A 24627-nucleotide genomic window follows, 5' to 3' on the forward strand; every position below is an offset into this window, starting at 1 on the left:
CATGGCTCAGGGCGTCGGGGTGGCACCATCCTGCGCGAACCAGGGTTCGGCCAATTTGGCAGGCGTCGGCCAGATTTCATCCAGCGTCGCGGGATCGTAAATCCGGCCATTCTTCATCACCGCGCCGATCTTCTGCGCATTGGCGATGTCGGCCAGCGGATCGGCGTCCAGGATCAGCAGGTCGGCAAACTTGCCCGGTTCCAGGCTGCCGACATCGTCGCTATGGCCGATCACCTCGGCCGACCCGATCGTCGCGGCCTTCAGCGCCTCCATCGGTGTCGCGCCGCCAGCGGCAAAGGCCTGCAACTCCCACTGATAGCCCAGCCCCTGAATCTCGCCATGGCTGCCAAGGCCGACGAGGCCGCCGGCGCGCTGGATCTTCACCGCGTCGGCCGCGATCTGCTGCCAGCTCTGGGCCTCTGGCGGCATCCAGTGGCGGTTGCGCAGCTTGTCGCTGACGATGCCGGCCGGCACGAAATGGGTCCATTTCGCGTCGTCCTGCGGCCGCTTGTTGATGATGAAGTCGAACAGCGCCGGGGTGGTGCCATAGGCGACCAAGATGGTTGGCGTGTAGCTGGTGCGGCTCTGCGCGAACAGGCGGACGATATCCTCGCGCAACGGCGATACCGGGATGGCATGTTCATTGCCGGAAAAGCCGTCGATCGCGTGGGTCAGGTTCAGCACCATGTCGCTCGCGCCTTCGGTCGTGGGCATCATGCCCAGTTCCGCCGCTGCCTCGACCATGAACTGGCGCTGGGCGCGGTCGCCGATCATGTAGCTCTTGATGTTCCGCGTGCGATAATGGTCGCGATAGCGGGTGAGGACGTCGACCGCATCCTGCTTGCTGTGGATTTCTGCGTTCACGAACACGCCCGGCCCGGTCGACCAGGCGCGCGGCCCCCGCATCATGCCGGCATCGATCATGTCCTGATAGGCGAAGATGTCGGTGGTGAAGGGCTGCGGGTCGAGCGCCGACGTGACACCGAAGGCGAGATTGGCAGCAAAGTCCCAATGGCCGCGTTCCTGAATGCCGCGCCGTATCTCGAACCAATGGGCATGGGTGTCGACGAAGCCGGGGACGATATATTTGCCGCCCACATCGCGGATCGTCGCGCCCTGCGGCACGGCGACCGATCCGCTGGCGCCGACCGCGACGATGCGATTGTCGGTGATGACGATGTCGGCGTTGCGGATCACATCCTGCCCGCCCGCCATCGGCATGACGGTCGCGCCGCGCAGCACGACGCTGCCGTGGGGCACATCGCGCGGCAGCTCGACCGGTAGGGCGAAGCTCTGCGCCGCCGTCTCGGCCGCGCCCGGTGCCGCGTTCAATGCCTGATCGATCGGCAAGCGGCGGAAGGTCGATCCGACCGACCAGGTGACGGTCGCGCCCTTGTCGGCCCAGTCGATGAAGTCGGCGCCGACCCGTGTCAGCTTGCGTCGCGCAACCGCCGGCGTGTCGAGATTGACGGTCGCCGGCTCGCCGCCATTGGCCGGCGGGATATCGACCAGATAGGCCTGGCTGAACGACTTGATGAGCGCGCGGCTGCCGTCCGGGCTGATCCGCACATCCTCGACCGGCGCGGGACCGGGGAAATATTGGCCCAGCCCATGGGCTAGCACGCGCAGCAGCGGTTGCGGATCCCCCCCCGCCAGCGGCACGCAGGACAGGCCGCCCGCGCCGTAGAAATAGAGGGTGTCACTTTCGCCGCCGAACTGCGGCTGGCGGGCGCCCATGGCATGGGTGATCAGCCGCGCTGCGCCGCCGCCGACGGGCATGTGGATGATGTCGGTCGGGCGCGCGGGATCGATCTCCGACGCGGTGCGCAGCCGGTCATACTGGTTCGCGCGCAACGCCACCACGCCCTTGCCGTCGGGGGTGAAGACGGGCTGGCTGTAATAGGCCGGGAACTGGGTGAGCCGGCGCGGCGTGCCGCCCGTCGCCGGTATCGTCCAGACATGCCCGCCATCCTTGGCGGTCCAGCTCACATAGGCGATGCTCTTGCCATCGGGCGACCAGCTCGGCTGGAAGGCATCGGCCGCGACCAGCTGTCTGGGTGTCATGTTCGCTGTCAGCTTCTGGACATAGAGGCCGCCCAGCGCGGTGAAGGCGACGCTGCCGCCGTCGGGCGACTGGCGCGGCGCCTGCACCACGCGGACACGAACCGGGCCGGTCTCTTCCGTCTGCCGCACACGAGTCAGCGGGCCGAGGCCGAGTTGCACCGGCGCGGTGAAGGGGATGTCGCTGATCTTGCCCGACGCAATGTCGAGCCGCCGGATCCCGCCGCCGACGCTCATCAGCATTGCCGTGTCGCCCGGCATGAAGCTGAAGCGCGGCAGCAGGTCGGCATAATAGCCGCCATCCTGGCCGTCCCGATCGATCGGGAAGGCGATCCATTTGTCCTCGCCGGTCTCCAGATTGCGCAGGCGCAGTCCGTCCTTCTGACCCTGCCGGCTGGCATAAGCGAGCAGCTTGCCGTCATGCGAGAGCGCCGGGCGCATCGCGCCCCCGGCCGACTGGATGATCGTCTCGTCCTGCCCGCTCTTGAGGTCGCGGCGCGCGATCGACCAGTTGGGCAGGTCATTCTCGGTCCAGGTATGGCCGCGCTTGGTCGCATAATAGAGAGAGCGGCCATCGGGCGCCGCGACCGCGCCCATGGCGTTCATCTTCGCGTCCCAATTGTCGGGCGATCCCGCCTTGGTGATCTGGATGCCGCTGCCGCCGTCACGGTCATACATGAACAGCTCGAACGCCAGGATCGAATGGACCGTGCGCGAGACATAGACAGAGCGGCCATCGGGCGACCAGGCGGGCGAGGAATAGATGGCGAGCGACTGGTCCTGCGACAGCTGTTTTAGGCCGGTGCCATCGACATTGGCGATCCAGAGATTGGTGACGCCCGATCGGTCGGAAAGGAAGGCAAACTGCTTGCCGTCGGGCGAGAATACCGGATTGCGCTCGAATGCCATGCCGGTCAGCAGCGGCCGCGCCGCGCCCCCGCCTGCGTCCAGCGCATAGATGTCGCCCAGCAGGTCGAACAGGATCGTCCGGCCATCGGGCGACATGTCCGGCTGCATCCAGGTCGCCTCATGCGCGTCATAGCGCAGCGTCCGGGTGGGCGTCAGGCTCAGCCCCTTGCTGTCCTGCGCCAGCGCGGGATGGGCACAAAGCAGGGACGCACCCAGCAGCAAGGAGGCAAGAGAACGCATTGCGGCCTTTCGGTCAGGGGCTAGGAAGGCAGATAGGGAACGGGGCCGCAGCCTTGCGGATGCGGCCCCGTTCTTCAAGGCGGTTAGAGGCTCCAGTCGGCACGCAGGCCGATGGTGCGCGGCCGGATGATCGAGCCCTGCGGCGTCGCCGCATCGTTCGCGAACGGCGCGTTCAGCACGCCATATTTGTCGAACACATTGTTGGCGAAGGCCATCAGCCGGACCTTCTCGCCCAGGCTGACCGAGGCGCGCAGGTCGAACACGTTGAAGTCGCCACGGCGCGAGACATCGTCGAAGCTGGTCGGCGCCGACGAGAGGTAGCGATGCGCGATGTCGAAGCTGGGCGCGCCGGTCACATCGGCGAAGCTGAGCGTCAGATTATTGGCGATCGACCATTTGGACGAACCCGGCAGCGTCGTGCCCTTGGCATAGCCGCCCAGCCCCGCAACGTCGAACGGATAGGGGAGGAATTCGGTCAGCTCCGCATCCTGCCAGGTGACGTTGGTGGTGAAGTGGACGATCTTGTTGACGTTCACCGTGCCGGAAAATTCCACACCGTTGACCCGCGCGCCACCGGCATTGACGACATAGGAATAATAGGAGGGCGCCGGGCCGAAGAGACGCGCCTGGATATTGTTCCAGTCGAGGTGGAAGCCGGTCAGGTCGATGGCGAAGCGGCCGTCGGGCGTCTGCGCCTTCACGCCGATTTCGTAATTCTTGACCTTGTCGCTCTCATAGGCCTCCGGAATGCTGGGCAGCAGGCCGGCATTGGGGTTGATGCCGCCGACGCGATAGCCCTGCGAATAGGTGGCATAGACCATGACATCCTTCGAGGGACGCCAGGCGATCGTCGCCTTGGGCAGGAAGCCGTCCTCCTTCTGGTTGACGCTGCCGCTGCTGTCGGTCGGCGTATAGCCGCCTTCATAGCCGCCCAGCGCACCGGCCTGGTTCAGCACGTCGGCCTTGGCGGTGGTGTCATAATAGCGACCGCCCAGCGTGATCTCGATCTGCTCCACCGGCTTGTAGGACAGTTCGCCGAAGATGCCGAAATCCTCGTTCGTGCTCTTGGTGAAATAGCCATAGAGGCGGTCGCCCGGCGTCAGTTGCGCACCGGAATAGCCGCCGAACAGGTCGGGATTGGCGTCGATATAGTCGGCCGCCCCTGCCTGGAAGATCTGGTCATAGCTGTTCTTCTTGGCCTGCAAATAGCTGACGCCGACCAGCCATTTGAACGGACCATCGCCGGCCGAGGCGAGGCGGGCCTCCACCGTCTTGATGAGCGCATCGGCCTCGCCCAGCGAATAGGCCGCACCATCGCCGGTGGTGACGCCGGTCACATAGGCATAGGGGTAGGAGAAGATGGTGGTGTTGGTCTTCTTGGTGATCGACCCCAGCACCGTCAGATTGGCGATGTCGCTCACTTCCTGGTCCAGCCGCAGGCTGTTCATCCAGAATTTCGTCTTCTGGGTTTCGGCGCGCGGCAGGTTGCGGACATAGGGGTTTGGCAGGTCGAGATAGGTCTGGTCGTCCAGCTTGCTGTCCTGCCAGCTCGACAGATAGGTGACCTTTGTCGTCTCGCCCAGATTGGCGACGATCGATCCGCGCAGGCCGCGGGTGCGATAATCGTTCGAGCCGTTCACGCCGATGCCAGGATTGTCGAGATAGCCCGCGTCCGACCGCTGCAGCGCGACCAGGCGCAGCGCCAGCTGATCGGCGACCAGCGGGATGTTGATCATCGCCTTGGCGGCATAGTTGAGTTCGCCCGAGGCGTTCTTGGTCGTGCCGACCAGGCCCGATGCGGCGGCGTCGACCTTCGACGGATCGGCGACATTGGCGACATAGTTGACGAGGCCGCCCAGCGTCGAGGAGCCGAACAGGGTGCCCTGGGGCCCGCGCAGCACTTCGACGCGCTGCAGGTCGAACGTGTCGACGTCGGGGATGCCGATCGGGAAGCCCGGCTCCACCACCGGCACTTCGTTGAGATAATAGCCGACCGTGGTCTGGCCCTGCTCATGATAGGTGGTGGCGGCGACCCCGCGGATCACGACTTCGGAAATGCCGGGCTGATAATCGTTGAACACCACGCCGGGCAGTCGGACGATATAGTCCGACAGGCTGTTGGCGTTCATCTTCTTGAGCTGCTCGCCGGTGACGGCGCTGATCGGCAGGGCGACCTGGCGGATATCCTCGTCGCGCTTGCCGGCGGTGACGATGATCGTCTCGCTGTCGCTGGCGGCCGGGGCCTGGGCAAGGGCGGTGCCGGACAAGATGGTCGCGGCCGCCATGGCGGTGAAACTCACAGTCTTGAGATGCGTCAGTCTGTTCATTGTCATTCCCCTTATGATGTGAGAACCGGCCTTGTTCCGGCCGGCTTTCTCCCTTGCTCTGTTGTTAGATGTCGCTCCCTTCGCCGAAGCGCTGGCGACCGCCGACGATCGTGCGCAGCACCTTGGCCGCGCCGATCGTCGTCGGATCGATCGCGAACAGATCGGCGTCCAGCACCGCGAAATCGGCCAGCATGCCGGGCTTCAGCAGGCCCATCCGGTCGTCGCTGAAACCGGCAAAGGCGTTGGTCGCGGTATAGGCATGTAGCGCCTGGAGCAGGCTGATCTTCTGCTCGGGCAGCCAGCCGCCGGGGTTCGCGCCGTCTATCGTCTGGCGCAGCACGGCGGCGGCGACCCCGGTCAGCGGATCGAGCGGCGCCACCGGCCAGTCCGATCCGAAGGCGACCTTCGCCCCGGCGTCGAGCAGCGACTTGAACGCATAGGTGCCCTTCAGCCGCTCGGCGCCGACGCGCTGGATCGCCCAGCGTCCGTCGTCGATCGCATGATAGGGCTGGACCGATGCGATGACCTGCTGCTGGGCGAAGCGCGGGATCGCGGCCGGCGCCAGATGCTGGGCATGTTCGATGCGGAAACGGCGGTCGCGCTTGCCATTTTTCGCGGCAGCGGCGGCAAAGATGTCCAGCGCCTCGTCATTCGCCTTGTCGCCGATACCGTGGATGGTGATCTGCAGCCCCGCCGCATCGGCATCATTGGTCCATTGCTGCACATCGGCGCGCTTGTGGATCGGGAAGCCTTTATTGTCGGGCGCGTCGTCATATGGGCGATAGAACATCGCGGTGCGCGACCCCAGCGACCCGTCATATTGCAGCTTGAGGCCACCCCAACGCACCCAGTCGTCGCCGCGTCCTTCGGCATCGATCAGCGCCTTGAGCTTCGCCCAGTCCTGCAACGGCACGAAGGAATAGAAGCGCATGTCGGTTTCGCCCTTGGCACGCAGGCGGCGCAGCGTGTCATGGGTGATCCAGTCCAGTTCGGTGGTGTGGACCTGGACCACGCCCTTGGACAGGCCATGGGCGATGCCCTGGCGCGCGGCATCCTCCTTGTCGGCGTCGGTCGGCGCGGGGATGGCGCGCTTGACCAGATCCATCGCCGCATCCTTCAGGATGCCGGTCGGGTTGCCATCCTTGTCGCGCACGATCATGCCGCCGGCCACGTCGGGGGTGTTGCGGTCGATCCCGGCCAGTTTCAGCGCCAGCGAATTGAGCGCCAGCATGTGCAGGTCCAGCCGCTGCACCGCGACCGGGGTGTTCGGCGTCACCGGGTCCATCCAGCTGCGGTCGGGCAGTTCGCCGCCCCATAGTTCCGCGTCCCAGCTGCCACCCTGCAACCATTGGCCGGGCTTCAGGCTCTTGGCCGCCTCGCCGACGATGCGGGCAAATTCCTGCGGGCTCTTCGCCTCGCGCAGATTGGGCTGGCTCAACAGATAGGAGCCGGTGAGGAAATGGGTGTGGGCGTCGGTGAAGCCGGGCATGACGAAGGCGCCGCCCAGATCGATGATGCGGGTTGTCTTGCCCGACTGCGCCTTGACCGCCGCCGCGCCGATCGCGGCGATGCGTCCACCGGCGATGCCGATCGCCGATCGCGCCGTCGGCATGCCTTCGCCGGTCCAGACCGTCGCGTTGACATAGGCGGTGTCGAGCATCTGCGTCCTGGCCCACAGGCTGCTGCTCAATGCCAGTCCGGCCAGGCCGGTCGCGCCCCCGGCCAGCATTTCGCGTCGGCTGAACATCATTGCTCTGCTCCCTCGTGGCTGGTCTCGTCCAGCCGATCTTCATTGTAGATCTGCATCCAGTCGCGCAGCCCGCCGGGGGCCAGGCTGCCGACAATCTCGTTGATGCCCTGGCGGCTTTCGTCGCGGCCCAGCTTGAACCGGCCGTCGATCGCGCGGACATGGGCGCGAAAGCCGATGATATGCTTCATCATCGGCTCCAGCCGCGCGCCGGCATCATCGATATGCCAGGGGGCGACGCGACCCGCCTCCATCCGGTCGGTCAGCGTCTCGATCGACTCGCGCGTCGCCTCCGGCAACAGCTCGACATCGACGGTCAGCACCGCCATCGCATAGTTCCAGGTCGGCACCCATGTCGGGTTCGACTGCATTTCGGGCGAGATATAGGCCTGCGGCCCGTTCACCAGCACGGTGGCGCGGGGGGCCGTGCGCAGTTGCGCGACCTGCGGGTTGGACAGGGCAAAATGGCCCAGCAGCGACACCAGCGCACCGTCCGCGTCGCATTCGGCCAGCAGCGGCAGCGGCGTCGCGCCGAAGCCGGCCTCGCTATGGGAGACGATCCAGCAGAGCGGATGGTCGCCGATCAGGGTGACGATGTCGTCCGGGGAGCGGGGCGCATATTTCATATGCATGACACTGCGCCGGCATTGGACCCGCCCGAAACATCCAATTCAGGAAAGTGAAGGGGTCCAAGTAAGATCAGGGTTCGGCGCAGCGGCGCAGCGCCTGCAACACCTCTTTCGCCTCCTCCTCGGTCAGGCTGGCAAAGCCGATGCGCAGCCCCCGCTCGGTCCCTTCCTCGGCCGCATAGCTGTGCGAGGAGGCGAAGCTGAGGCCGATCTCGGGCGCCCGCGCTTCCAGCCGGTCGAGCGCCGCCATGTCCTTGAACTGCAACCAGAAGGCGAGGCCGCCATCGGGCAGGCGATAGTCGATCAACCTGTCCATTTCGCTGTCAAGATTGCGCGCGAAGGCATCGCGCCGCCGGGCGTAGATCTGCGCCGTCTTGCGCACATGGCGGCGCACCTCGCCGCTCTCCAGCAGTTCGGCGGCGGCCTCCTCCGTCACGGTATTGCCCATGCCGTCGATCAGCGAGATCTGATAGGCCAGCGCATCCACGACCTTGGGCGCGGCGGCGATATAGCCGATGCGCAGCGCCGGCACGAGCAGCTTGGACATCGACCCGGCATAGATCACCCGCGCCGGGGCATAGCTCGCCATCGGCAGCAGCGGCTGCGCGCCGAAGTGGAACTCATGATCATAATCATCCTCGATGATCGCGAAGGCGAATTGCCGCGCCAGTTCCAGCAGGCGCAGCCGCCGTTCGGGCCGCATCGACACGGTGGTCGGAAACTGGTGATGCGGCGTCACGAAGATGGCGCGGACGCGATGCTTGCGGCAGGCGCGCTCCACATCGGCGACATCGACCCCATCCTCGTCCAGCCCGACCGTGACGATCTTGGCGCCGCAGGCGCGGAAGGCGGCGACCGCCGGCTCATAGGTCAGCCGTTCGACCAGCACCGCGTCGCCCGGCCGGATCAGGATGCGCGCGGTCAGGAACACGCCCATCTGGCTGCCGCGGGTGATGCAGATATTTTCCGCGCCGACCATCAGGCCGCGCTGGCGCCGCAACATGCTGGCGATTTCCTGGCGCAGCCGGGGCGATCCGCGTGGGTCGCGATAATGGAGCGCATTGGCACGCGATGCCCCCTCCGCCGCCTTGCGATAGGCGCGGGCGAGCAGGTCGGCGGGAAACAGGCGCCCGTCGGCGACGCCCTCGTCCAGCTTGCGCCATTTGCCCGCCGGGATGGCGATCAGCCGGTCGGGTGCGGCCAGGAAGGGATATTCGGTTTCGTCCGGCTGGCGGGTGTCGGGGGCGATCGGCGGGGCAGGGGCATCGTCGCTGCTGGGCAGGGAGGTCGACACGATGGTGCCGCGCGTTCCCGCGCTCACCAGCCAGCCCTGCGCGATCAGTTCCTCATAGGCGGTGACGATGGTCTTGCGATTGACCTCCAGCGCGGCGGCGAGTTCCCGGCTGCTCGGCAGGAATTCGCCGGGCAACAGCCGGCCGCGCTCGATCTCGTGGATCAGCCCATGGGCGATCTGCATGTAGCGCGGGCTGTCCGGCGCGATCCGCACCCGTTCCTTGAGCGGCAGGGTCCAGGGGCGCAGCATCCGCGTGGCGATCAGCGCCGCAATGCCGCCAGGGCCATGTCGGCAAGGGCGATCGTCCCGAGCGGCCCGGCGCGGCCGCCCAGTGCCGGGTGGGCGACATAGTCGTCCATCGATGCGATCGTCGCAGCCGCGCCATAGGCCGCCAGGCTGGCGGTCAGTCCATCGCGGATCAGGGGCATCAACTGGGGCTGGCCCATGGCGACCCCACCGCCGATCAGGATACGCTGGGGCAGGCTGGTCAACGCGAGGTTATGGCACATCGCCGCCAGCGCATGGGCGACGAACGACCATTGCGGATCATCAGCGGACACGTCGCGTCCGCGCTGGCCGGTCCGCGCCTCGATCGCAGGACCATTGGCCAGTCCCTCCAGGCAATCGCGATGGAAGGGGCAATTGCCTGCAAAAATGTCTCCGGCGGCGCGCGGGACGCGCATATGCCCGGCCTCGCTATGGCCCAGTCCGCGCACGGGCATGCCGGACACGATGCTGCCCACGCCGATGCCGGTGCCGACCGTGACATAGGCCCAACTGGTTAACCCCTGCGCCGCGCCCCAGCGCCCCTCGGCCAGCGCCGCGCCATTGACATCGGTATCGACCATGAAGGGGCGTCCGGCCGCGAGGTGGGTGATGTCCGTTCCGCTCCAGCCAGGCTTGGGCGTGCTGACGATCGAGCCGAAGCTGGCCGACGCCGGATCAAGATCAAGCGGTCCGAAGCTGCCAAGGCCCAGCGCGGCGAAATCCCATCCGGCCAATGTCGCGGCCACCGCTGACAGGGTCTCGGCAGGCGTGGTGGTCGGAATTTCCACCTGCGCCTGGATATCGTCCGGCCCGGTGCCCAGGATGCAGATGCATTTGGTGCCGCCCAGTTCTACGCCTGCCAGCATCAATTCATGCTCCCCAGATGGTTTGCGCATAGGCCAGGAAATTACCGCCCAATATCTTCTCGATCCGGGCCGTCGAATAGCCTTTGGCGCGCAGCAGCCCAACGAGCTTGCGGAACTGGTCCGGGCCGCGCAGGTCGGCGACGAAGGGATAGGTGTCGGGCCGTTCGCCCTTGGCGCTGATCCCGGCGGCCTGGCGCGCGGCGATTTCCTTGGCCAACACCGCCTCATAGGCCTTGAGGTCGTCGATCTGCGTCACCGTGCCGTCGGTGCCGATGCCGACATGATCCTCGCCGCACAGATTCACCGCATGGTCGATATGGGCGACGACATGTTCGGCGCGGGCATGGCCGGACAGGTCGAGGAAGGGCATGAAATAGATGCCGACGAAGCCGCCGCGATCGGCGACCAGCTTCAATTCTGCGTCGGTCTTGTTGCGGGGCAGGTTGGTGACCGCGCGGCAGCCGGTGTGGTTGATCGAGATTGGCTGTTTCGAGATGCGCGCCGCCTCCAGGCAGGTCTGTTCGCCGCTGTGCGACAGGTCGACCATCACCCGCTGCGCATTGCAGCGCGCGACAACCTCGCGCCCGAACGGGGTCAGGCCGCGATTGCCCGGTGCCATCGATCCATCGCCAAGCTGGTTGGCGGGATTATAGGTCAGCTGGAAGATGCGCACGCCCAGGTTGGCGAAAATGTCGACCCGGCTGGCGTCCTGGCCCATCATCGCGCCATTCTGGAAGCCATAGATCAAGCCCACTTTCCCCTCCGCCTTGGCGCGGCTGATGTCGGCGGCGGTCAGAATCTTCATCAGGTCGCGGCTATTGGCACGTATCTGCGCATCGGTCTCGGCCACTTCGCGCACGCTCTGCTCGAACGGGTCATCCGATCCGGAGACATAGCCAATGGTGATGTTGACGGCGGTGAGGCCCGAAGCATGGGCTTCGGCCAGCACGCGCGGGCTGAACTGCGGAACGAGGGAATCTGCCGGCTGGTTGGGATCGCCCAGGCCACCCAGCGCATTGATGACGATCATGTCCTTGATCGGATCGGCGTCAACGCCCGCTGCCCGCGCGCTGCTTGCCGCCAGCATCGCGGCCGAAACCCCCATGAAATTGCGCCGATCCAGCTTCATTCGTCGTCCCCCATTTCTTCCTTTGTCACGGGCACATAGGCGGTGCGGGCATAGGCCTTGCCGCGCTTCACCACCGTCTCGATCGTCTGGATATTGGCGATGTCGGCGACCGGATCGCCTTTCAGCACCACGAAATTGGCGAGCTTGCCCGGTTCGATCGAGCCCATATCCTTCGCCTGCCCCGCCGCCTGCGCGCCGACCAGCGTGGCGGACCGGATCACCTCGACCGGCGGCATGCCGACATTGCGGGCGAGGAAGAGCAGTTCCTCATGAACCGCAGGCCACTGGTCCTCGACCTCACCGACGAAATCGGTGCCGGTGGAGATGGGAACGCCCATCTTCCACGCCTGGCGGGTCAGGCGGGTGGTGAGGTCGCCGGCGCAGCGCAGCGGCTTCGCCTTGGGATCGGCCTTGCGCTTGGTCTCATATTTCACGAACAGCGCGCCGGTCGCGTCGAGGATCGTGCCCTGTTTCAGCATCGCGCGGAACAGGTCGGCCATCACCGGGTCATCATCGCCCGGCGCCAGCAGATTTTCATGCACCGGCGTCCGGTCCTCATAAGCCGCCAGCATTACCGGCTCGCGTTGATAGGCGAGATAGCAGACATGGCTGATCGCATCCGGCCTGGCGGCGATCACGTCGGCCGGGCGGGTAGGGAAGACAGAACTATGCGCCCAGACCAGCATATGCTGGCGATGGGCGGCGGCGGTCACGGCTTTGACCTGGCGCGGAGTGAGGTCGGCATAGACCTTGATCGCGCTGGCCGATGTGCCGCGCGCCAGGGTGATGGCTTCCTTGAGATCGGTCTTGTCGTCGATCGCCTGCATCCAGGGCGCGGTGCCCGGCGTAACTCCCTGGCTGGCGGCGGCGACGCGCGGATCGGCGAAGAAGGGGCGGCCGGCCATGATCGCGGCATAATAGATGTCGGGCGCCGGAATTTCCGCCATCCGCGCCTCGCGCGCCAGTTCGCCGACCGAGCGCAGATCGTCGGCCATGTCGCGCACCGCCGTCACCCCGCCATAGAGATTGCGGCGCAGCATCGCCTTGGCCTGCACGGCGTTGGGCGGGGTTGCCATATGGACATGGCTGTCGATCAGGCCGGGGATGACATAGCGGCCGGCCAGATCGACCTGCTTCGCGCCGGCGACATCGGCGGCGGGCAGGCTGCCATGCGGTGCCAGCGCGATGATCCGGTCGCCGCGCACCAGCATGTCCTGATTGCCGCGCGGCGCGGCGCCGGTGCCGTCGATGATGGTGGCACCGCTATAGAGTATCGCCTCCTCGGCCGGCTTGGGCGGCTGGGCAAAGGCGGCGAAGGGCAGGGCGCAGGCGATCAGGGCGGCAAGGCGGGGGGTGTGCATCATCTGTCCTTATTCGCCGGGCCGATAGGTGCGGACGGCATGGGCCTTTATGTCTTCGGGGTAGAAATAGACCGGGCGCAGATCGCCCTTGGCATAGAGGTCGACCTGATCGGCGAAATGGGGCGAGTGGGGATCGCCGCTCTCGCCGCCGGCGCTGACCGCGCGGGCGACGACCTTCGGCCCGAACTCGACCGCCGCGACGAAGCTGTTGCCCTTCGTGCCATAATAGCGCTTCGTCCCCGGATAGCGCGCCGCGCCGAAGGCGGCGAGCGATCCCCATTGCGACGAGGCAAACGGGATGGGCGTGCTGGGCTTGGCGTCGTCGAAGGTCTGGACGATCGCGCCGTCATTGCGCTGATACCGGTTGATCTCGCCCCAGGGCACGGCGATGCTGCCGAAATCGGTGGTCAGCCGCTCGACCGCCTCGCGCAGCGCCGCCAGCTTCTGCGCGTCGGTCGCGCGGGTCGCCATATAGTCGATGGTGGACAGGCCCGCTTCCTTGGCGGCCGGGGCCACCGCCTTCCACAGCGCCTCGCCCCAGAAGACCGCGAGCGAGGTCTGGGTCGAGGTCAGGCTCCATTTATAGTCCCAGCCGCGCAGGCTCTGCACCGCATCGGCCAGCGCCGGATCGGGCGCCCTGTCCTGGGCCGCGATTAGGCCCGGAACCAGCCGGGCGAAGCCGGTCAGATAGGGATCATAGGCAGCGCCGATCAGGCTATCGAGGGTGAAGTGGCCATTGGCCGACAGCACGATCTGCGCATGGGGGCCGCGCGGATTTTCGCCGGCCTGGTCCATGTAGCGGGGAAAGGCCGCGCGCTGTGGGCTATCCGCGCCGGCGGCCGTCCAGGGCCAGTTATTGGTGTTCATCGCCCAGCCGCCCTTCGGGTTCACCGCCTGGGGCAGGCTGGACAGGTCATGCAGGCCGCGCCAGTCGGTCGCCGGATCGCTGCCGTCCACCGGCTTCGTATAGTCGAAGCGATCGTCGCGGATCGGCACGAATTGCGGGTGGAGATAGGCGATCTCGCCCTTGTCGTCGGCCAGCAGCGTGTTGTTGCTGCTGTTCGCCTTATTCTCTGCGACCTTGAGGAAGCTCGCATAATCGCTGGTCTTGGTGCGCAGATAGCTTTGCTCCAGCGCCGGCACCGGTTTGTTCATCAGCGCGAAGGCGATCCACTTGTCGCCCTGCGTCCGCACGATCGGGCCATGATGGGTGGAGTAACCGGTGAAGGCGCGTTGGGCGAGCTTGCCGTCTTCGGTACGGTAGGAAATGGCGATGGTCTTTTCGGTGACCGGGCGCAATTCCTTGCCATAGCGATAGAAGAGGCGATCGCCCTGCGGCACGATCGTTTCGGCAAATTCGTCGACATTGTCGATGCCGCTCGACGTGTGCATCCAGCCGATATGGCGGTTAAAGCCCTGATAGATGAAGAACTGGCCCCAGGTGACCGCGCCATAGGCGTCCAGCCCTTCGTCGCTGCTCATCTGCAGTTCGGATCGGAAGAAGAAGCTGGTGTGCGGGTTGATCATCAGCAGCGCATGGCCTTCCTGCGTTCGGGATGGCGCGATGGCAAAGCCGTTCGACCCCTGCGGCTCGCGATAGGCCAGGCCCTGTTCCAGCATGGTCAGCGCCACCGGCTTCTTCTCGTAAAAGGCCTGGAGCTGGGTCAGCGGCACCCGCTCGATATCGCCGCCGATGCTGCCTTCGGTGAAGCTCAATGCCATCCACGGTTCGAACCGGGTGATGACCCGCGGCTTCACCATCGGATGGGTCGATAGATAATAATTCAGGCCATCGGCCCAGGCCTGCATCAGCTTCTTGAGCCAGGCCGGGCTGCGGGCATAGTCGGCCTGCAACCGGGCAGGATCGATGAACAGGCGCTGGCGCAGATCCTGCCAGATCGCCTTCTCACCCTCGGCTTCGGCGAGGCGGCCGAGATTGACCAGATAATTGGTCTCGATCCGGTTGAAGTCGTCTTCGGCCTGGGCATAGACCATGCCGAACACGGCATCGGCGTCGGTCGCGCCATGGACATGGGCGATGCCCCACTGGTCGCGGGTGATGGTGACCTTGGCCGGCGAGAGCGCGGTCGGCGATTGGGCAAGGGCAGGGCAGGCGGCAAGAGCGACCAATGCCCCCGCAAGGGAGGTGGCGCGCGGCAGGAATTTCGTCATAGAGAGGGGGAGTAATGAAGGGGGCGGGACGGCGCAAGCAGCCTCCCGTCAAGGGGGATGATATCGATGCACAGGCTTTTGATCCTGCTGGCCTTTCTGTTCGTCGCGCCGATGCCGGCCGGGGCGCAGGAGGCCGCGCCGACGCTCTATCTGCTGCGCCCCGATGCCGTGTTCGACGGCGCGGCGTCGCATCGCGGATGGGCGGTGCTGGTGCGTGGCAACCGGATCGAGGCGGCCGGACCGGGGATCGCGGTGCCGGCTGGAGGGACCGTCATCGACCTGCCCGGCAAGACCCTGCTCCCCGGCTTGATCGAGGGCCATTCGCACCTCTTCCTGCACCCCTATAACGAGACAAGCTGGGACGATCAGGTGCTGCACGAGCCGCTGGCGCTGCGCACCGTGCGGGCCACGGTGTCGGCGCGGGCGACGCTGATGGCGGGCTTCACCACCGTGCGCGATCTGGGCACCGAAGGGGCTGGCTATGCCGATGTCGGCCTGAAGCAGGCGATCGAGCAGGGTATCGTCGCCGGGCCGCGCATGCTGGTCGCGACCCGCGCGCTGGTGGCACCGGGCGCTTATGGCCCGCGTGGCTTCGAGCCGGGCGTCGTCGTGCCGCTGGGCGCGGAGGAAGCCGGCGGTCCCGATCTGGTAACGGCAGTGCGGCGGCAGATCGCGGCCGGCGCCGATATCGTGAAACTTTATGCCGACTATCGCTGGGGCAAGGGCGAGCCGAGCCGGCCGACCTTCACCCAGGCGGAAATGGCAGCGGCAGTGGAGGCAGCCCACAGCGCCGGGCGCAAGGTCGCGGCCCATGCCGTCACCGACGAAGGAATGCGCCGGGCGATCCTGGCCGGGGTCGACACGATCGAGCATGGCTATGAGGGCAGCGCTGCGACCTTCGCGCTGATGAAGGCGCACAATGTCGGCTATTGCCCGACCCTGGCGGCGTCCGATGCCACCGCCCGCTATCGTGGCTGGACCGGGGCGGAACCGGCGCCGGCGGCGGTGATGCAGGCGCGCCAGGCGTTGGATCGCGCGCGGGCCGCCGGCGTCGCCATCTGCCTGGGCGGCGATGTCGGCGTGTTCGCCCATGGCGACAATGCCCGCGAGGCGGAGCTGATGGCGGCCGCCGGCATGGCGCCCCGCGACGTGCTGGTCGCGGCGACCAGCGGCAATGCGGCACTGTTCGGCATTGCCGACCGGCTGGGCGCGGTGAAGCCGGGCCTGCTCGCCGATCTGGTTGCGGTCGAGGGCGATCCGACCCGTAGCATCGACGCACTGCGCCAGGTCGGCTTCGTGATGAAGGACGGCGTCATCTACAAGGGGCCGGGCGCGCAGCCATGAACCAAGGCGATCACGCGTTCCTGGGCCATCCGCGGGGCCTGGCCTATTTGCTGTTCACCGAAGCGTGGGAGCGTTTCTCCTATTATGGCATGCAGTCGCTGCTGGCCCTCTATCTGGTCAAGCATCTGCTGCAGCCGGGGCAGGCCGACGGACTGCTTTTCTTCGATGCCTTTCGCCAGCTCTATGGCGGGCTCGACGGCCAGCCGCTCGCCTCCGCCATTGTCGGCACCTATTTTGCCAGCGTCTATGTGACACCGATCCTGGGTGGGCTGGTCGCGGACCGGCTGCTTGGCCGGCATCGCACGGTGCTGCTGGGCGCATTGACGATGATGGCGGGCCATTTCCTGATGGCGGTCCAGGCCGCCTTCCTGCCCGCGCTCGGCTTGCTGGTGCTGGGCAGCGGCCTGTTCAAGGGCAATCTCGCCAGCCAGATCGGCGCGCTCTATGGTCGTGACGATCCGCGCCGCGACGGCGCGTTCCAGCTTTATTATCTGGGCATCAATATCGGCCTGATCGCCGCGCCGCTGGTGATCGGCACGCTGGCGGAAACGCGCGGCTGGCATGTCGGCTTTGCCGTCGCCGGGGTCGGCATGGCGATCGCCACGATCATCTACCTTGCCGGACGCAGGCATTTACCGGTTGACGATTATGGCCCCAGATCGAACGGGCGCGGGCGCATGACCGGGCAGGATCTGCGTGGCCTGCTGGGTATCGTCCTGCTGATCCCGCTGCTGGCGGTGGCGTTGCTGCCCAACAATCAGATATTCAACGCCTATCTGATCTGGGGCGACGCGCATCTGGAACTGACGCTGGGCGGGCTGCGCGTACCGACGAGCTGGCTCATCACCCTCGACGCAGGGCTGGGCCTGGCCATCCTTGCCGCCCTGCCTTTCGTCTATCGCCGCTATGCGCGCCACCGGCCCGAGCCCGGCGATCTTGCCAAGCTGACGATCGGGTCGCTCTTTGCGACCGGAGGCATGCTCTGCCTGGCACTGGGATCGGCCCTGGCGGGCCCCGATGGCAGGACCGGGCTGGGCTGGGCGATCGCTTTCCATCTGCTCAACGGCATCGGTTTTGCCCATATATTGCCGGTCAGCCTGGCGCTGTTCACCCGCGCTGCGCCGTCGCGCCAGGCCGGGCTGGCGATCGGCCTCTATTATCTCGTCTTCTTCCTAGGCAATGTGCTGGTCGGCTGGGTGGGGGGCTTCTACGCCCGCATGCCGGCCACTGCCTTTTGGCTGCTGCATGCCGGGATCGCTGCGGGATGTGGCGCGATTTTCCTGATATTGACGCTACGGAAAGCGATTTTTCGGTCGGATTGACGCTTTTTTCACGTTCGACCGACGCCTGGCCTCACACTGGCCATGCCATTCCCGACCCTGCGAGCGCGGGCATCCGACGCGCGCCGACAGGAGGGAATGATGACTGCCGATTTCGATCCCGCCGATTTTGACGGCGACAGCGCGCTCGATACCGACATGGCCGGCTTCGACATCGACCCCAAGCTGCGGCCGGTGCGGCACCTGCCGCTGTTGGTACAGGCCAGTGGCCGCTACAATTTCGTGCGCTCGCCGCGCTTCCCGATACCGCGCGCGCTGCCCGGTGCGGTCGATCGCTTCGACGACGATATCAATGCGCTGACGCTCTACACGCGCGAGGAATTGCGGCTGGACGTCGATGGCCGCTATCCGCAGATGACGGTCAGCGGCACGCGCGCCGGCCCGCTGGGGCCAGTCGTCAGCTGGGTTGCGGCGCTGACCCGGACCGGGGCCAATCATTATAGTGGCCAGATCTGGTTCAAGGATGGCCAGGTCGGCGCCATCCCCCATACCCAGATCAGCCTCAAGGTGACGAAGAGCCTGCTGGCCGCCCAGCGCAAGGTGGAGGCGACCTTCAGCGGCGGCGGCGCAGCGAGCTTCGTGCGCACCTATCAGTTCAGCTCTTCGAGCTTCCGTCCGGCCGAGTTCGAATATGACACGGTGGCCGGCGCGACCCGCGTGACGGAAATCGGCACGCACGACCATCCCAATCATCCCGCGACCATGGCCAGCGAGACGCTGAGCCTCGACACCGTCTATCGGCGGGCGGGATTCAACGTCAGCGATGCGCCCGGCAATGGCGCCATCCCGCTCGGTGCGGCCGGCGCCGACCAGCGCTGGACCGACCAGGAAATGCATGATGCGATGCAGATCTACTGGTCGCGCTTTGCCGACAAGCCGCAATGGTCGCTGTGGGTGCTGTTCGCCTCGCTCCATGTGCAGGGCAGCAGCCTGGGCGGCATCATGTTCGACGATATCGGGTCGAACCATCGCCAGGGGACGGCGATCTTTACCGACGCCTTCATCGCCCATCCGCCGGCAGGCGATGCCGATCCCGACGCCTGGGTGCGGCGAATGCGCTTCTGGACCGCCGCGCATGAGGTCGGCCATGCCTTCAACCTGGCGCATAGCTGGCAGAAGTCGCTGGGCACGCCCTGGATTCCGCTGGCCGACGATCCCGAAGCGCGCAGCTTCATGAACTATCCCTATGCGGTGGCGGGCGGCCAGGCGGCCTTCTTTGCCGATTTCGACTTCCGCTTTTCCGATTCCGAACTGCTGTTCATGCGCCATGGCCCCGAACGCTTCGTGCAGATGGGCAATGCCGACTGGTTCGACCAGCATGGCTTCTCGCAGGTGGCGTTGGACCCCAATGAGGAGTTTGGCCTGACCCTGTCGGTCAATGCCCGCGACAATCGCCTGCCCTATCTGTTGCCGCCGGTGGTCGAGATGGCACTGGTCAACCGCAGCGGCCGGCCCAAGCTGGCATCGGCGGCGCGCCTGTCGGAACGGGCCGGCCTGACCCTTATCATCAGCAAGGATGGCCGGCCCGCGCGCCAATGGTCGCCCTATTCGCGCCATTGCGGCGAGAGCCTGGAAATCATTCTGGGTCAGGGTGAGGCGCTGTATGACAGTGTGCTGGTCGGCGCCGGCCGCAATGGCTGGGACATGACCGAACCGGGGCGCTACACCATCCAGGCGATGCTGGTCGTCGATGGCCGGGCCGTCATTTCCAACCCGCTGGAGGTGAAGGTGGAGCCGCCCGAAAGCCGCGAGGAAGAGCGGCTGGGGCAGGATATCTTCACCCCGGAAGTCGGCCAGGTGCTGGCCGTCAACGGCACGCGCGGTGTCCAATCGGCGGTCGATGCGCTGCGAGCGGCCACGCGGATGCGCCAGCATCCGCTCGCGCGCCAGGCGGCGATCGCGCTCGCCGGCCCGCTGGCCGACGAATATAAGCTGCTGCAGGTGGATGAGCGGGCACGGCCCGGTGAGACCCCTGCTGCGGCCGCCCGCCGCATCGAGGTTTATGACGCCGATCTCAAGGAAGCACGCCACCTGCTGGCGATCGCGACCGAGGGCAGCGCCGATGCCGCCGTCAATGCCGTCGGCCATACCCGTTTCCTGCGCGAGGCGGGCAAGCTCGCTCGCGCGCTGGATGGCGGGGTTGCCCCGGCGCTGCGCCAGACGGGGCTGGGCTTCGACGCGGTGCGGGCGGGCGATGTCATCGGTGGCTTCAACCTCGGCCAGGACATGCAGCGCATGCTGGCCCTCAAGGCGAACGGCCTCAGTATCTGATCCATGCAGGCGCATCGCCTGTCATGGCGGTGCGCCCCATCATTCCGAAAGGGGACCAACAATGTCGGAATTTCGCAAAATCACCATCGCACTCGAACAGGGATTCAAGGATGACAGCGTCCGTATCTCGATCGGCGACCGGCTGGTGCATTGGCTCGACCATGTGAAGACCCGCGCCAAGATCGGCGTCGCCCATACGCTGGAACTCAGCCTGCCGGCCGGCAATGATCCGGTGCAGGTGGAATTGCCGAGCAAGGATGTGCGCATCTCGATCGAACCGGGGATGGGTGAGGCATGCTATTGGGGCGTGTCGGTCAGCCCGAACGGCAAGGCCATGTATGTGAAGCGCTCAGTCGAACCCTTCGCTTATGTCTGATATGCTCCGTGCGGCGTTGATAGGGGTTTCCCTTATTGTCCTCGCCCTGCTTGTCATTACGGTTCCGCAACCTACTTTTGATCCGTCACGAACTATGGGGGTATATATGGCTGAATCCTACGACACCGACGCCAATTATGTCATCAAGCTGACCGACCCGGCCGATCCGAACAAGGTCGTTGGCTATGCCTTTGTCGAGCAGGTCCATTATCTGGCTGCCGATGATGACAGCGATGATGCCAAGGCGGCGATCGCCGGCGTAGCCGGCCTGTTTACCGATGGTCCGGTTCTGGATGCGGTCGCCCTGCCGGGGCAGCAGCGCGCCACCCGCGCCTATTTTGCCGAGATCGGGTCCGGCAAGGCCGACTTCGCCTGAGGCCGATCGCGCCATGAAGATGTTCCGGCGCGGTGCGCATCGCTCCCGCCGTCCTGCCGACACCCTCGCACGGATCGCGCCTGTCGCCCGTGCGCTGGGTGTCACGCGGCTTGCCGATGTGACCGGTCTGGATCGCATCGGCATCCCCGTATTCCAGGCGGTGCGTCCCTTGTCACTTTCGCTGTCGGTGTCGCAGGGCAAGGGCGCTACGCCCGATGCCGCCCGCGTCTCCGCGCTGATGGAAGCGATTGAGCTGCACCATGCCGAAACCTGTCCCGCCAGCAGCCATGGTGTTGCGGAGGCCGGCGAAGCCCGGCTCTGGAGCCAGATGGCGCGGGCCGACAAGCAGGACGCTTCCTTCGATCCGGCCCGTCCGCGCGGCTGGGTCGAGGCGACCGACCTGCTGAGCGGCCGACCCATGCGGATACCCCATGGGCTGGTGACGATGGATTTCACCGTGCCGGCCGAACCCGATCTGTGGCCCAACAGCAATGGGCTGGCATCCGGCAACACCCCGGCCGAGGCGCGCTGTTCGGCGCTGTGCGAACTGATCGAGCGCGAGGATCATGCCCGCTGGCTGGAACGGGGACTGCGCGCGCGCCGGGCAAGCGCGATCGATCTGGACAGCGTGACCGATCGGCTGGGCCGCAGCCTGATTGCGCGGGTGCGGCGCGCGGGCCTGTCGCTATCCTTGTGGGACATGACCGGTTCGATCGGCGCAGCGGTGATCGGCTGCGCCATCACGGAACGCGGTGCGGCCCGCAGCGTGCAATTACCGCCGGCAATGGGGGCGGGATGCCATCCCGATGCCGGCGTCGCGCTCGCCCGCGCCATTTGCGAGGCGGCGCAGACCCGTGCCGCGCTGATCGCCGGCGCGCGCGACGATATCGATCCGGCGCGCTATCGCGATGCCGGGCAACAGCGGCAGGGCTTCCTGCTGGCGATGCTCGATTTCGCGCCGGCAACCCGACCCTGGTCGGCGGTTCCCTCCGTGGCGCATGATGGGGCGGAGGATGATCTGGCCTGGCTGCTCGATCGCTGTGCGATGGTGGGGGCAGGGCCGGTCGCCTGTCATGACCTGACCCGGCCCGACCTCGGCATCGATGTGGTGAAGCTGCTGGTGCCGGCCTTTGGCGATCATGACCGGCCATCGCGCACGGGCGCGGTGCAAGCGGTGATGGAGCCGGCATGAGCAGCCATGCGATCGTCTTTGCCGGGCCGAGCCTGGGCGGTTCCGTGATGGCCTTGCCCGATGGCATCGCCCTACGCGGGCCGGCGCGGCGCGGCGACATGCTGCGCGCCGCGATCGAACGACCGGCCGCGATTGGTCTGATCGACGGACTGTTCGAAACCACGCCGTCGGTCTGGCACAAGGAAATCATCCAGGTGATGGCCGATGGCATCGCCGTCTATGGTGCGGCGAGCCTGGGCGCATTGCGCGCGGCGGAACTGGAGCCGTTCGGCATGGTGGGCATCGGCGCGATCGCGCAGGCTTACAGGACGGGGCAGATCGAGCGGGACGATGCGGTGATGGTTAGTCATGCGCCGGCAGAATTGGGCCATCGCGCGATGACGCTGGCGCTGGTCGATGCCGAACATGCGATCGCGCAGGTGGAAATGGCGGCAGGCGACCGTGCGCTGCTGCTGCGGCTGGCGCGGCGGATGAATTTCCGCGATCGCAGCTGGACGCTGATCGGCGACGCCTTCCGGCAGGCGACCGGGCGCGATCTGCCACCGATCGATCAGGGGCTTAGCCTCAAGCGCAGGGATGCGGAGCTGTTGCTGCGGACGATTGCGGGCCCGGTGGTCGCGCCGCGTGTCGCGCCGCCGCCGCAAAGCTTCTTCCTGCGCAGCCTGCGCGCGGAGATCAGCGCGGCGTGATGCGCAATCCGGCCTGTTCCAGCCCGGTCAGGAACAGGCTGCGTTCGGCCGGCCCCTGCAGCGGCAGGAACTGGATCATGGTGTCGACCAGATCGGCGTCGCGGGCCGGAGCATCGCCCTGCCACAGGCTGGCGAAACGCTGGCGCAGTTCGTCGATCACCGGCGCGGCGCGCTTTGCGCCGCCCAGCATGCCCAGATTGGCGCCCCGCACCGCCAGATAATGGATCGATCGGTTGCGGCCGATCTCGAACTGGGTTTCCGCCGCCTCATGCTCGCCAGACAGGGCGTAGAGCACCGCGAGATCGGAAAAATATTCGTCCGACGGAAAGGGGTTCAGCTCGAACGCGCGGGCGATCAGGCGCTGCGCTTCCTTCATCTCGCCCAGATGGACGAGGCCAAAGCCGATCTCGTTGATGCCATCGGCGTGAAAGGGCGTCAGGTCGAGCGCGGTCATGAAGCCCTGCATCGCCTGCTTCATGTCGCCGCGCCGCAAATAGCACCAGGCCAGGCGCGACTGCACGCCGCCATGGGTGGGTTCCAGCGCGACCGCGCGGGTGCAGAGATCGAAGGCGCGGGCGCGCAGCGGCGCGGCGTCATGGCCCGCCATCAACTGCATGAAGTCGGTGTTGTAGAGGCGCGCCAGTTGCAGATAGGCGTTGGTCAGGCGCGGCTCCAGCAGGATCGCGCGCTCCAGCAGGTCGGCGCCTTCCTGCACCTCGGCCAGGTTGGCGGCGGCCAATATCTTGGCGCGGGCGGTGAAATAGAGCGGATAGGCGTCCGACCCGGTGGGCACGCGTCCTTCCATCAGCTTGCCGACATCGCGTTCGACCACCGGCAGGATGGCGCCGGCGATCCGGGCGACCAGATCGTCGATCGCGGCGAGCAATTCGCCCTGGCGCACGGTCAACTGGCGCGTCCAGACCAGGAAGCCGCTGTCGATCCGCGTCATGCGCAGATTGATGCGCCAGCCATCGCCATCGGCGCGGACTGACCCGTCCAGCGCATAGCTGGCGATCGAGGCGGGGGCGGCGGCCTTCATCCGCTCGGCCGATGGCGCGTCGACCGACAGGATGCGCAGGTCGCGCATGCCGCCCAGGGCGGTCTGAAGATCGTCATGGCAGATGCTGGTGAGCAGGGCGCCGTCCGGGCCGCCATCGCCGATCAGGCTGAACGGCGCGATCACCAGGATCGGCGGCTCGACATTGGCCTGCGGGATTGTGGCAATGGCGGGCGCGGCGGTCGCGCGCGGGGCGGGAGCAATGACCGATCCGACCGTCGTCAGTTCGCGCAGCAGCCTTTCGGTGTCGGGCGAGACGCGGGCATCCAGATCGCGTTGCAACCCGGTCTCCAACTGGCGGTAGCGGCGGTGGAGCGCGACATGGTCGCCGGCCTTCTGGTCAAGCGCCATGCCGAGCCGGGCGATCCGTTCATCGCCGGTGTCGAGCCGCTGCAACTGGGTCAGGATCGCACGGCGCAGGTCGAGCAGATCGTTTTGGCCATTGCGCTCGACGGCGTGCAGCACATCCTGGACGATGCGCTCGCGCCAGCGTTGCCGCTCGATCATCAGCCAGTCGTCGAAGCTGCGATCCAGTCCCTCCAGCCCATCCAGTATCGCGCTGCCCGCGCCATCCAGGATACGGGCCAGTCCGGCCAGATCGTTGGCGGCGGCGCATGCCAGTATCTCGACCAGGTCGCTGGAAAAGCCACCCTCTGCCAGATGCAGGTCACGCCGTTCGATTTGGATGAGCGGGGCGGCCGGATGCGCACGCAGGTCGGTCAGCGCCTGGCGCAGGCTGGCGCGCGCCTGCACCTCACCCCGGTCGCTCCATAGAAGGCCGACCAGCCGGTCGCGACTGGCGCGGCGATCGGGCTCCAGCGCAAGATGGGCGAGCAGGGCACAGGCCTTGCGGCTGCGCGGGCTATGGTCGCGTCCGTCCGCCTCGTCGATCAGGCGGAAATCGCCGAGCAATCGAAAGCGAAACCGAAGCTCGCCAGCCGCTGTCACCATCATGCCCTTTATTGCTGGCGGCCTGCAGT

At 66.5% G+C, this 24627-nt stretch carries 17 protein-coding genes; 7 read left to right on the top strand and 10 right to left on the bottom strand.

What is annotated here, in order from left to right:
- Window positions 1–6: 6 nt before the first annotated feature.
- The 9 genes from JQK15_RS15015 to JQK15_RS15055 form a co-directional block, all read right to left on the bottom strand.
- Window positions 7–3210, bottom strand: coding sequence for an amidohydrolase family protein (locus JQK15_RS15015; protein ID WP_214866252.1), 3204 nt, complete (start codon window positions 3208–3210; stop codon window positions 7–9).
- An 83-nt stretch (window positions 3211–3293) separates the two neighbouring features.
- Window positions 3294–5537 (bottom strand): TonB-dependent receptor, encoded by a 2244-nt coding sequence (locus JQK15_RS15020; protein ID WP_214866253.1) that lies wholly within the window; start codon window positions 5535–5537, stop codon window positions 3294–3296.
- Between the two features lie 64 nt (window positions 5538–5601).
- The gene (locus tag JQK15_RS15025; protein ID WP_214866254.1) at window positions 5602–7287 is read right to left on the bottom strand and encodes an amidohydrolase; all 1686 of its coding nucleotides are present in this window, start codon (window positions 7285–7287) and stop codon (window positions 5602–5604) included.
- Window positions 7284–7916, bottom strand: a complete 633-nt coding sequence (locus tag JQK15_RS15030; protein WP_214866255.1) for an FMN-binding negative transcriptional regulator — start codon at window positions 7914–7916, stop codon at window positions 7284–7286. The genes JQK15_RS15025 and JQK15_RS15030 overlap by 4 nt, the downstream gene beginning before the upstream one ends.
- 67 nt (window positions 7917–7983) lie before the next feature.
- On the bottom strand, window positions 7984–9456 hold the full coding sequence (gene pdxR / locus JQK15_RS15035; protein WP_004208515.1) for a MocR-like pyridoxine biosynthesis transcription factor PdxR: 1473 nt from the start codon (window positions 9454–9456) through the stop codon (window positions 7984–7986).
- A gap of 11 nt (window positions 9457–9467) precedes the next feature.
- Window positions 9468–10340 carry an ROK family protein gene (locus JQK15_RS15040; RefSeq protein ID WP_214866256.1) on the bottom strand — a complete coding sequence of 291 codons (873 nt, stop codon included), beginning with the start codon at window positions 10338–10340 and terminating at the stop codon, window positions 9468–9470.
- A 4-nt stretch (window positions 10341–10344) separates the two neighbouring features.
- Window positions 10345–11469 (bottom strand): dipeptidase, encoded by a 1125-nt coding sequence (locus tag JQK15_RS15045; protein WP_214866257.1) that lies wholly within the window; start codon window positions 11467–11469, stop codon window positions 10345–10347.
- The gene (locus JQK15_RS15050) at window positions 11466–12830 is read right to left on the bottom strand and encodes an amidohydrolase family protein (protein ID WP_214866311.1); all 1365 of its coding nucleotides are present in this window, start codon (window positions 12828–12830) and stop codon (window positions 11466–11468) included. The genes JQK15_RS15045 and JQK15_RS15050 overlap by 4 nt, the downstream gene beginning before the upstream one ends.
- Window positions 12831–12839: 9 nt before the next feature.
- A complete protein-coding gene (locus JQK15_RS15055) occupies window positions 12840–15002 on the bottom strand; it encodes a penicillin acylase family protein (RefSeq protein ID WP_214866258.1) in 2163 nt (720 codons plus the stop codon).
- A gap of 66 nt (window positions 15003–15068) precedes the next feature.
- Here JQK15_RS15055 and JQK15_RS15060 point away from each other — a divergent pair, with 66 nt between their 5' ends.
- The 7 genes from JQK15_RS15060 (at window position 15069) to JQK15_RS15090 (ending at window position 22590) form a co-directional block, all read left to right on the top strand.
- Window positions 15069–16346 carry a metal-dependent hydrolase family protein gene (locus JQK15_RS15060; RefSeq protein WP_214866259.1) on the top strand — a complete coding sequence of 426 codons (1278 nt, stop codon included), beginning with the start codon at window positions 15069–15071 and terminating at the stop codon, window positions 16344–16346.
- Window positions 16343–17668 (top strand): peptide MFS transporter, encoded by a 1326-nt coding sequence (locus JQK15_RS15065; RefSeq protein WP_214866260.1) that lies wholly within the window; start codon window positions 16343–16345, stop codon window positions 17666–17668. Before JQK15_RS15060 ends, JQK15_RS15065 begins: the two co-directional genes overlap by 4 nt.
- 96 nt (window positions 17669–17764) lie before the next feature.
- On the top strand, window positions 17765–19957 hold the full coding sequence (locus JQK15_RS15070; RefSeq protein WP_251007764.1) for a zinc metalloprotease: 2193 nt from the start codon (window positions 17765–17767) through the stop codon (window positions 19955–19957).
- Between the two features lie 61 nt (window positions 19958–20018).
- Window positions 20019–20333 (top strand): hypothetical protein, encoded by a 315-nt coding sequence (locus JQK15_RS15075; protein WP_004208507.1) that lies wholly within the window; start codon window positions 20019–20021, stop codon window positions 20331–20333.
- A 106-nt stretch (window positions 20334–20439) separates the two neighbouring features.
- Entirely contained in the window at window positions 20440–20709 is a 270-nt protein-coding gene (locus JQK15_RS15080; RefSeq protein ID WP_069337971.1) for a hypothetical protein, read from the top strand.
- Between the two features lie 13 nt (window positions 20710–20722).
- A complete protein-coding gene (locus JQK15_RS15085) occupies window positions 20723–21901 on the top strand; it encodes a YcaO-like family protein (RefSeq protein ID WP_214866261.1) in 1179 nt (392 codons plus the stop codon).
- Window positions 21898–22590 (top strand): TfuA-like protein, encoded by a 693-nt coding sequence (locus JQK15_RS15090; RefSeq protein WP_214866262.1) that lies wholly within the window; start codon window positions 21898–21900, stop codon window positions 22588–22590. The genes JQK15_RS15085 and JQK15_RS15090 overlap by 4 nt, the downstream gene beginning before the upstream one ends.
- On the opposite strand, the gene JQK15_RS15095 is transcribed toward JQK15_RS15090, so the two are convergent.
- The gene (locus JQK15_RS15095; RefSeq protein ID WP_214866263.1) at window positions 22577–24601 is read right to left on the bottom strand and encodes a trifolitoxin synthesis, TfuA; all 2025 of its coding nucleotides are present in this window, start codon (window positions 24599–24601) and stop codon (window positions 22577–22579) included. The two genes, JQK15_RS15090 and JQK15_RS15095, sit on opposite strands and share 14 nt — an antisense overlap.
- Window positions 24602–24627: the final 26 nt, after the last annotated feature.

It is taken from the genome of Sphingobium sp. BHU LFT2, from assembly GCF_018604485.1.
In the GTDB taxonomy this organism is placed as follows: domain Bacteria; phylum Pseudomonadota; class Alphaproteobacteria; order Sphingomonadales; family Sphingomonadaceae; genus Sphingobium; species Sphingobium yanoikuyae_A.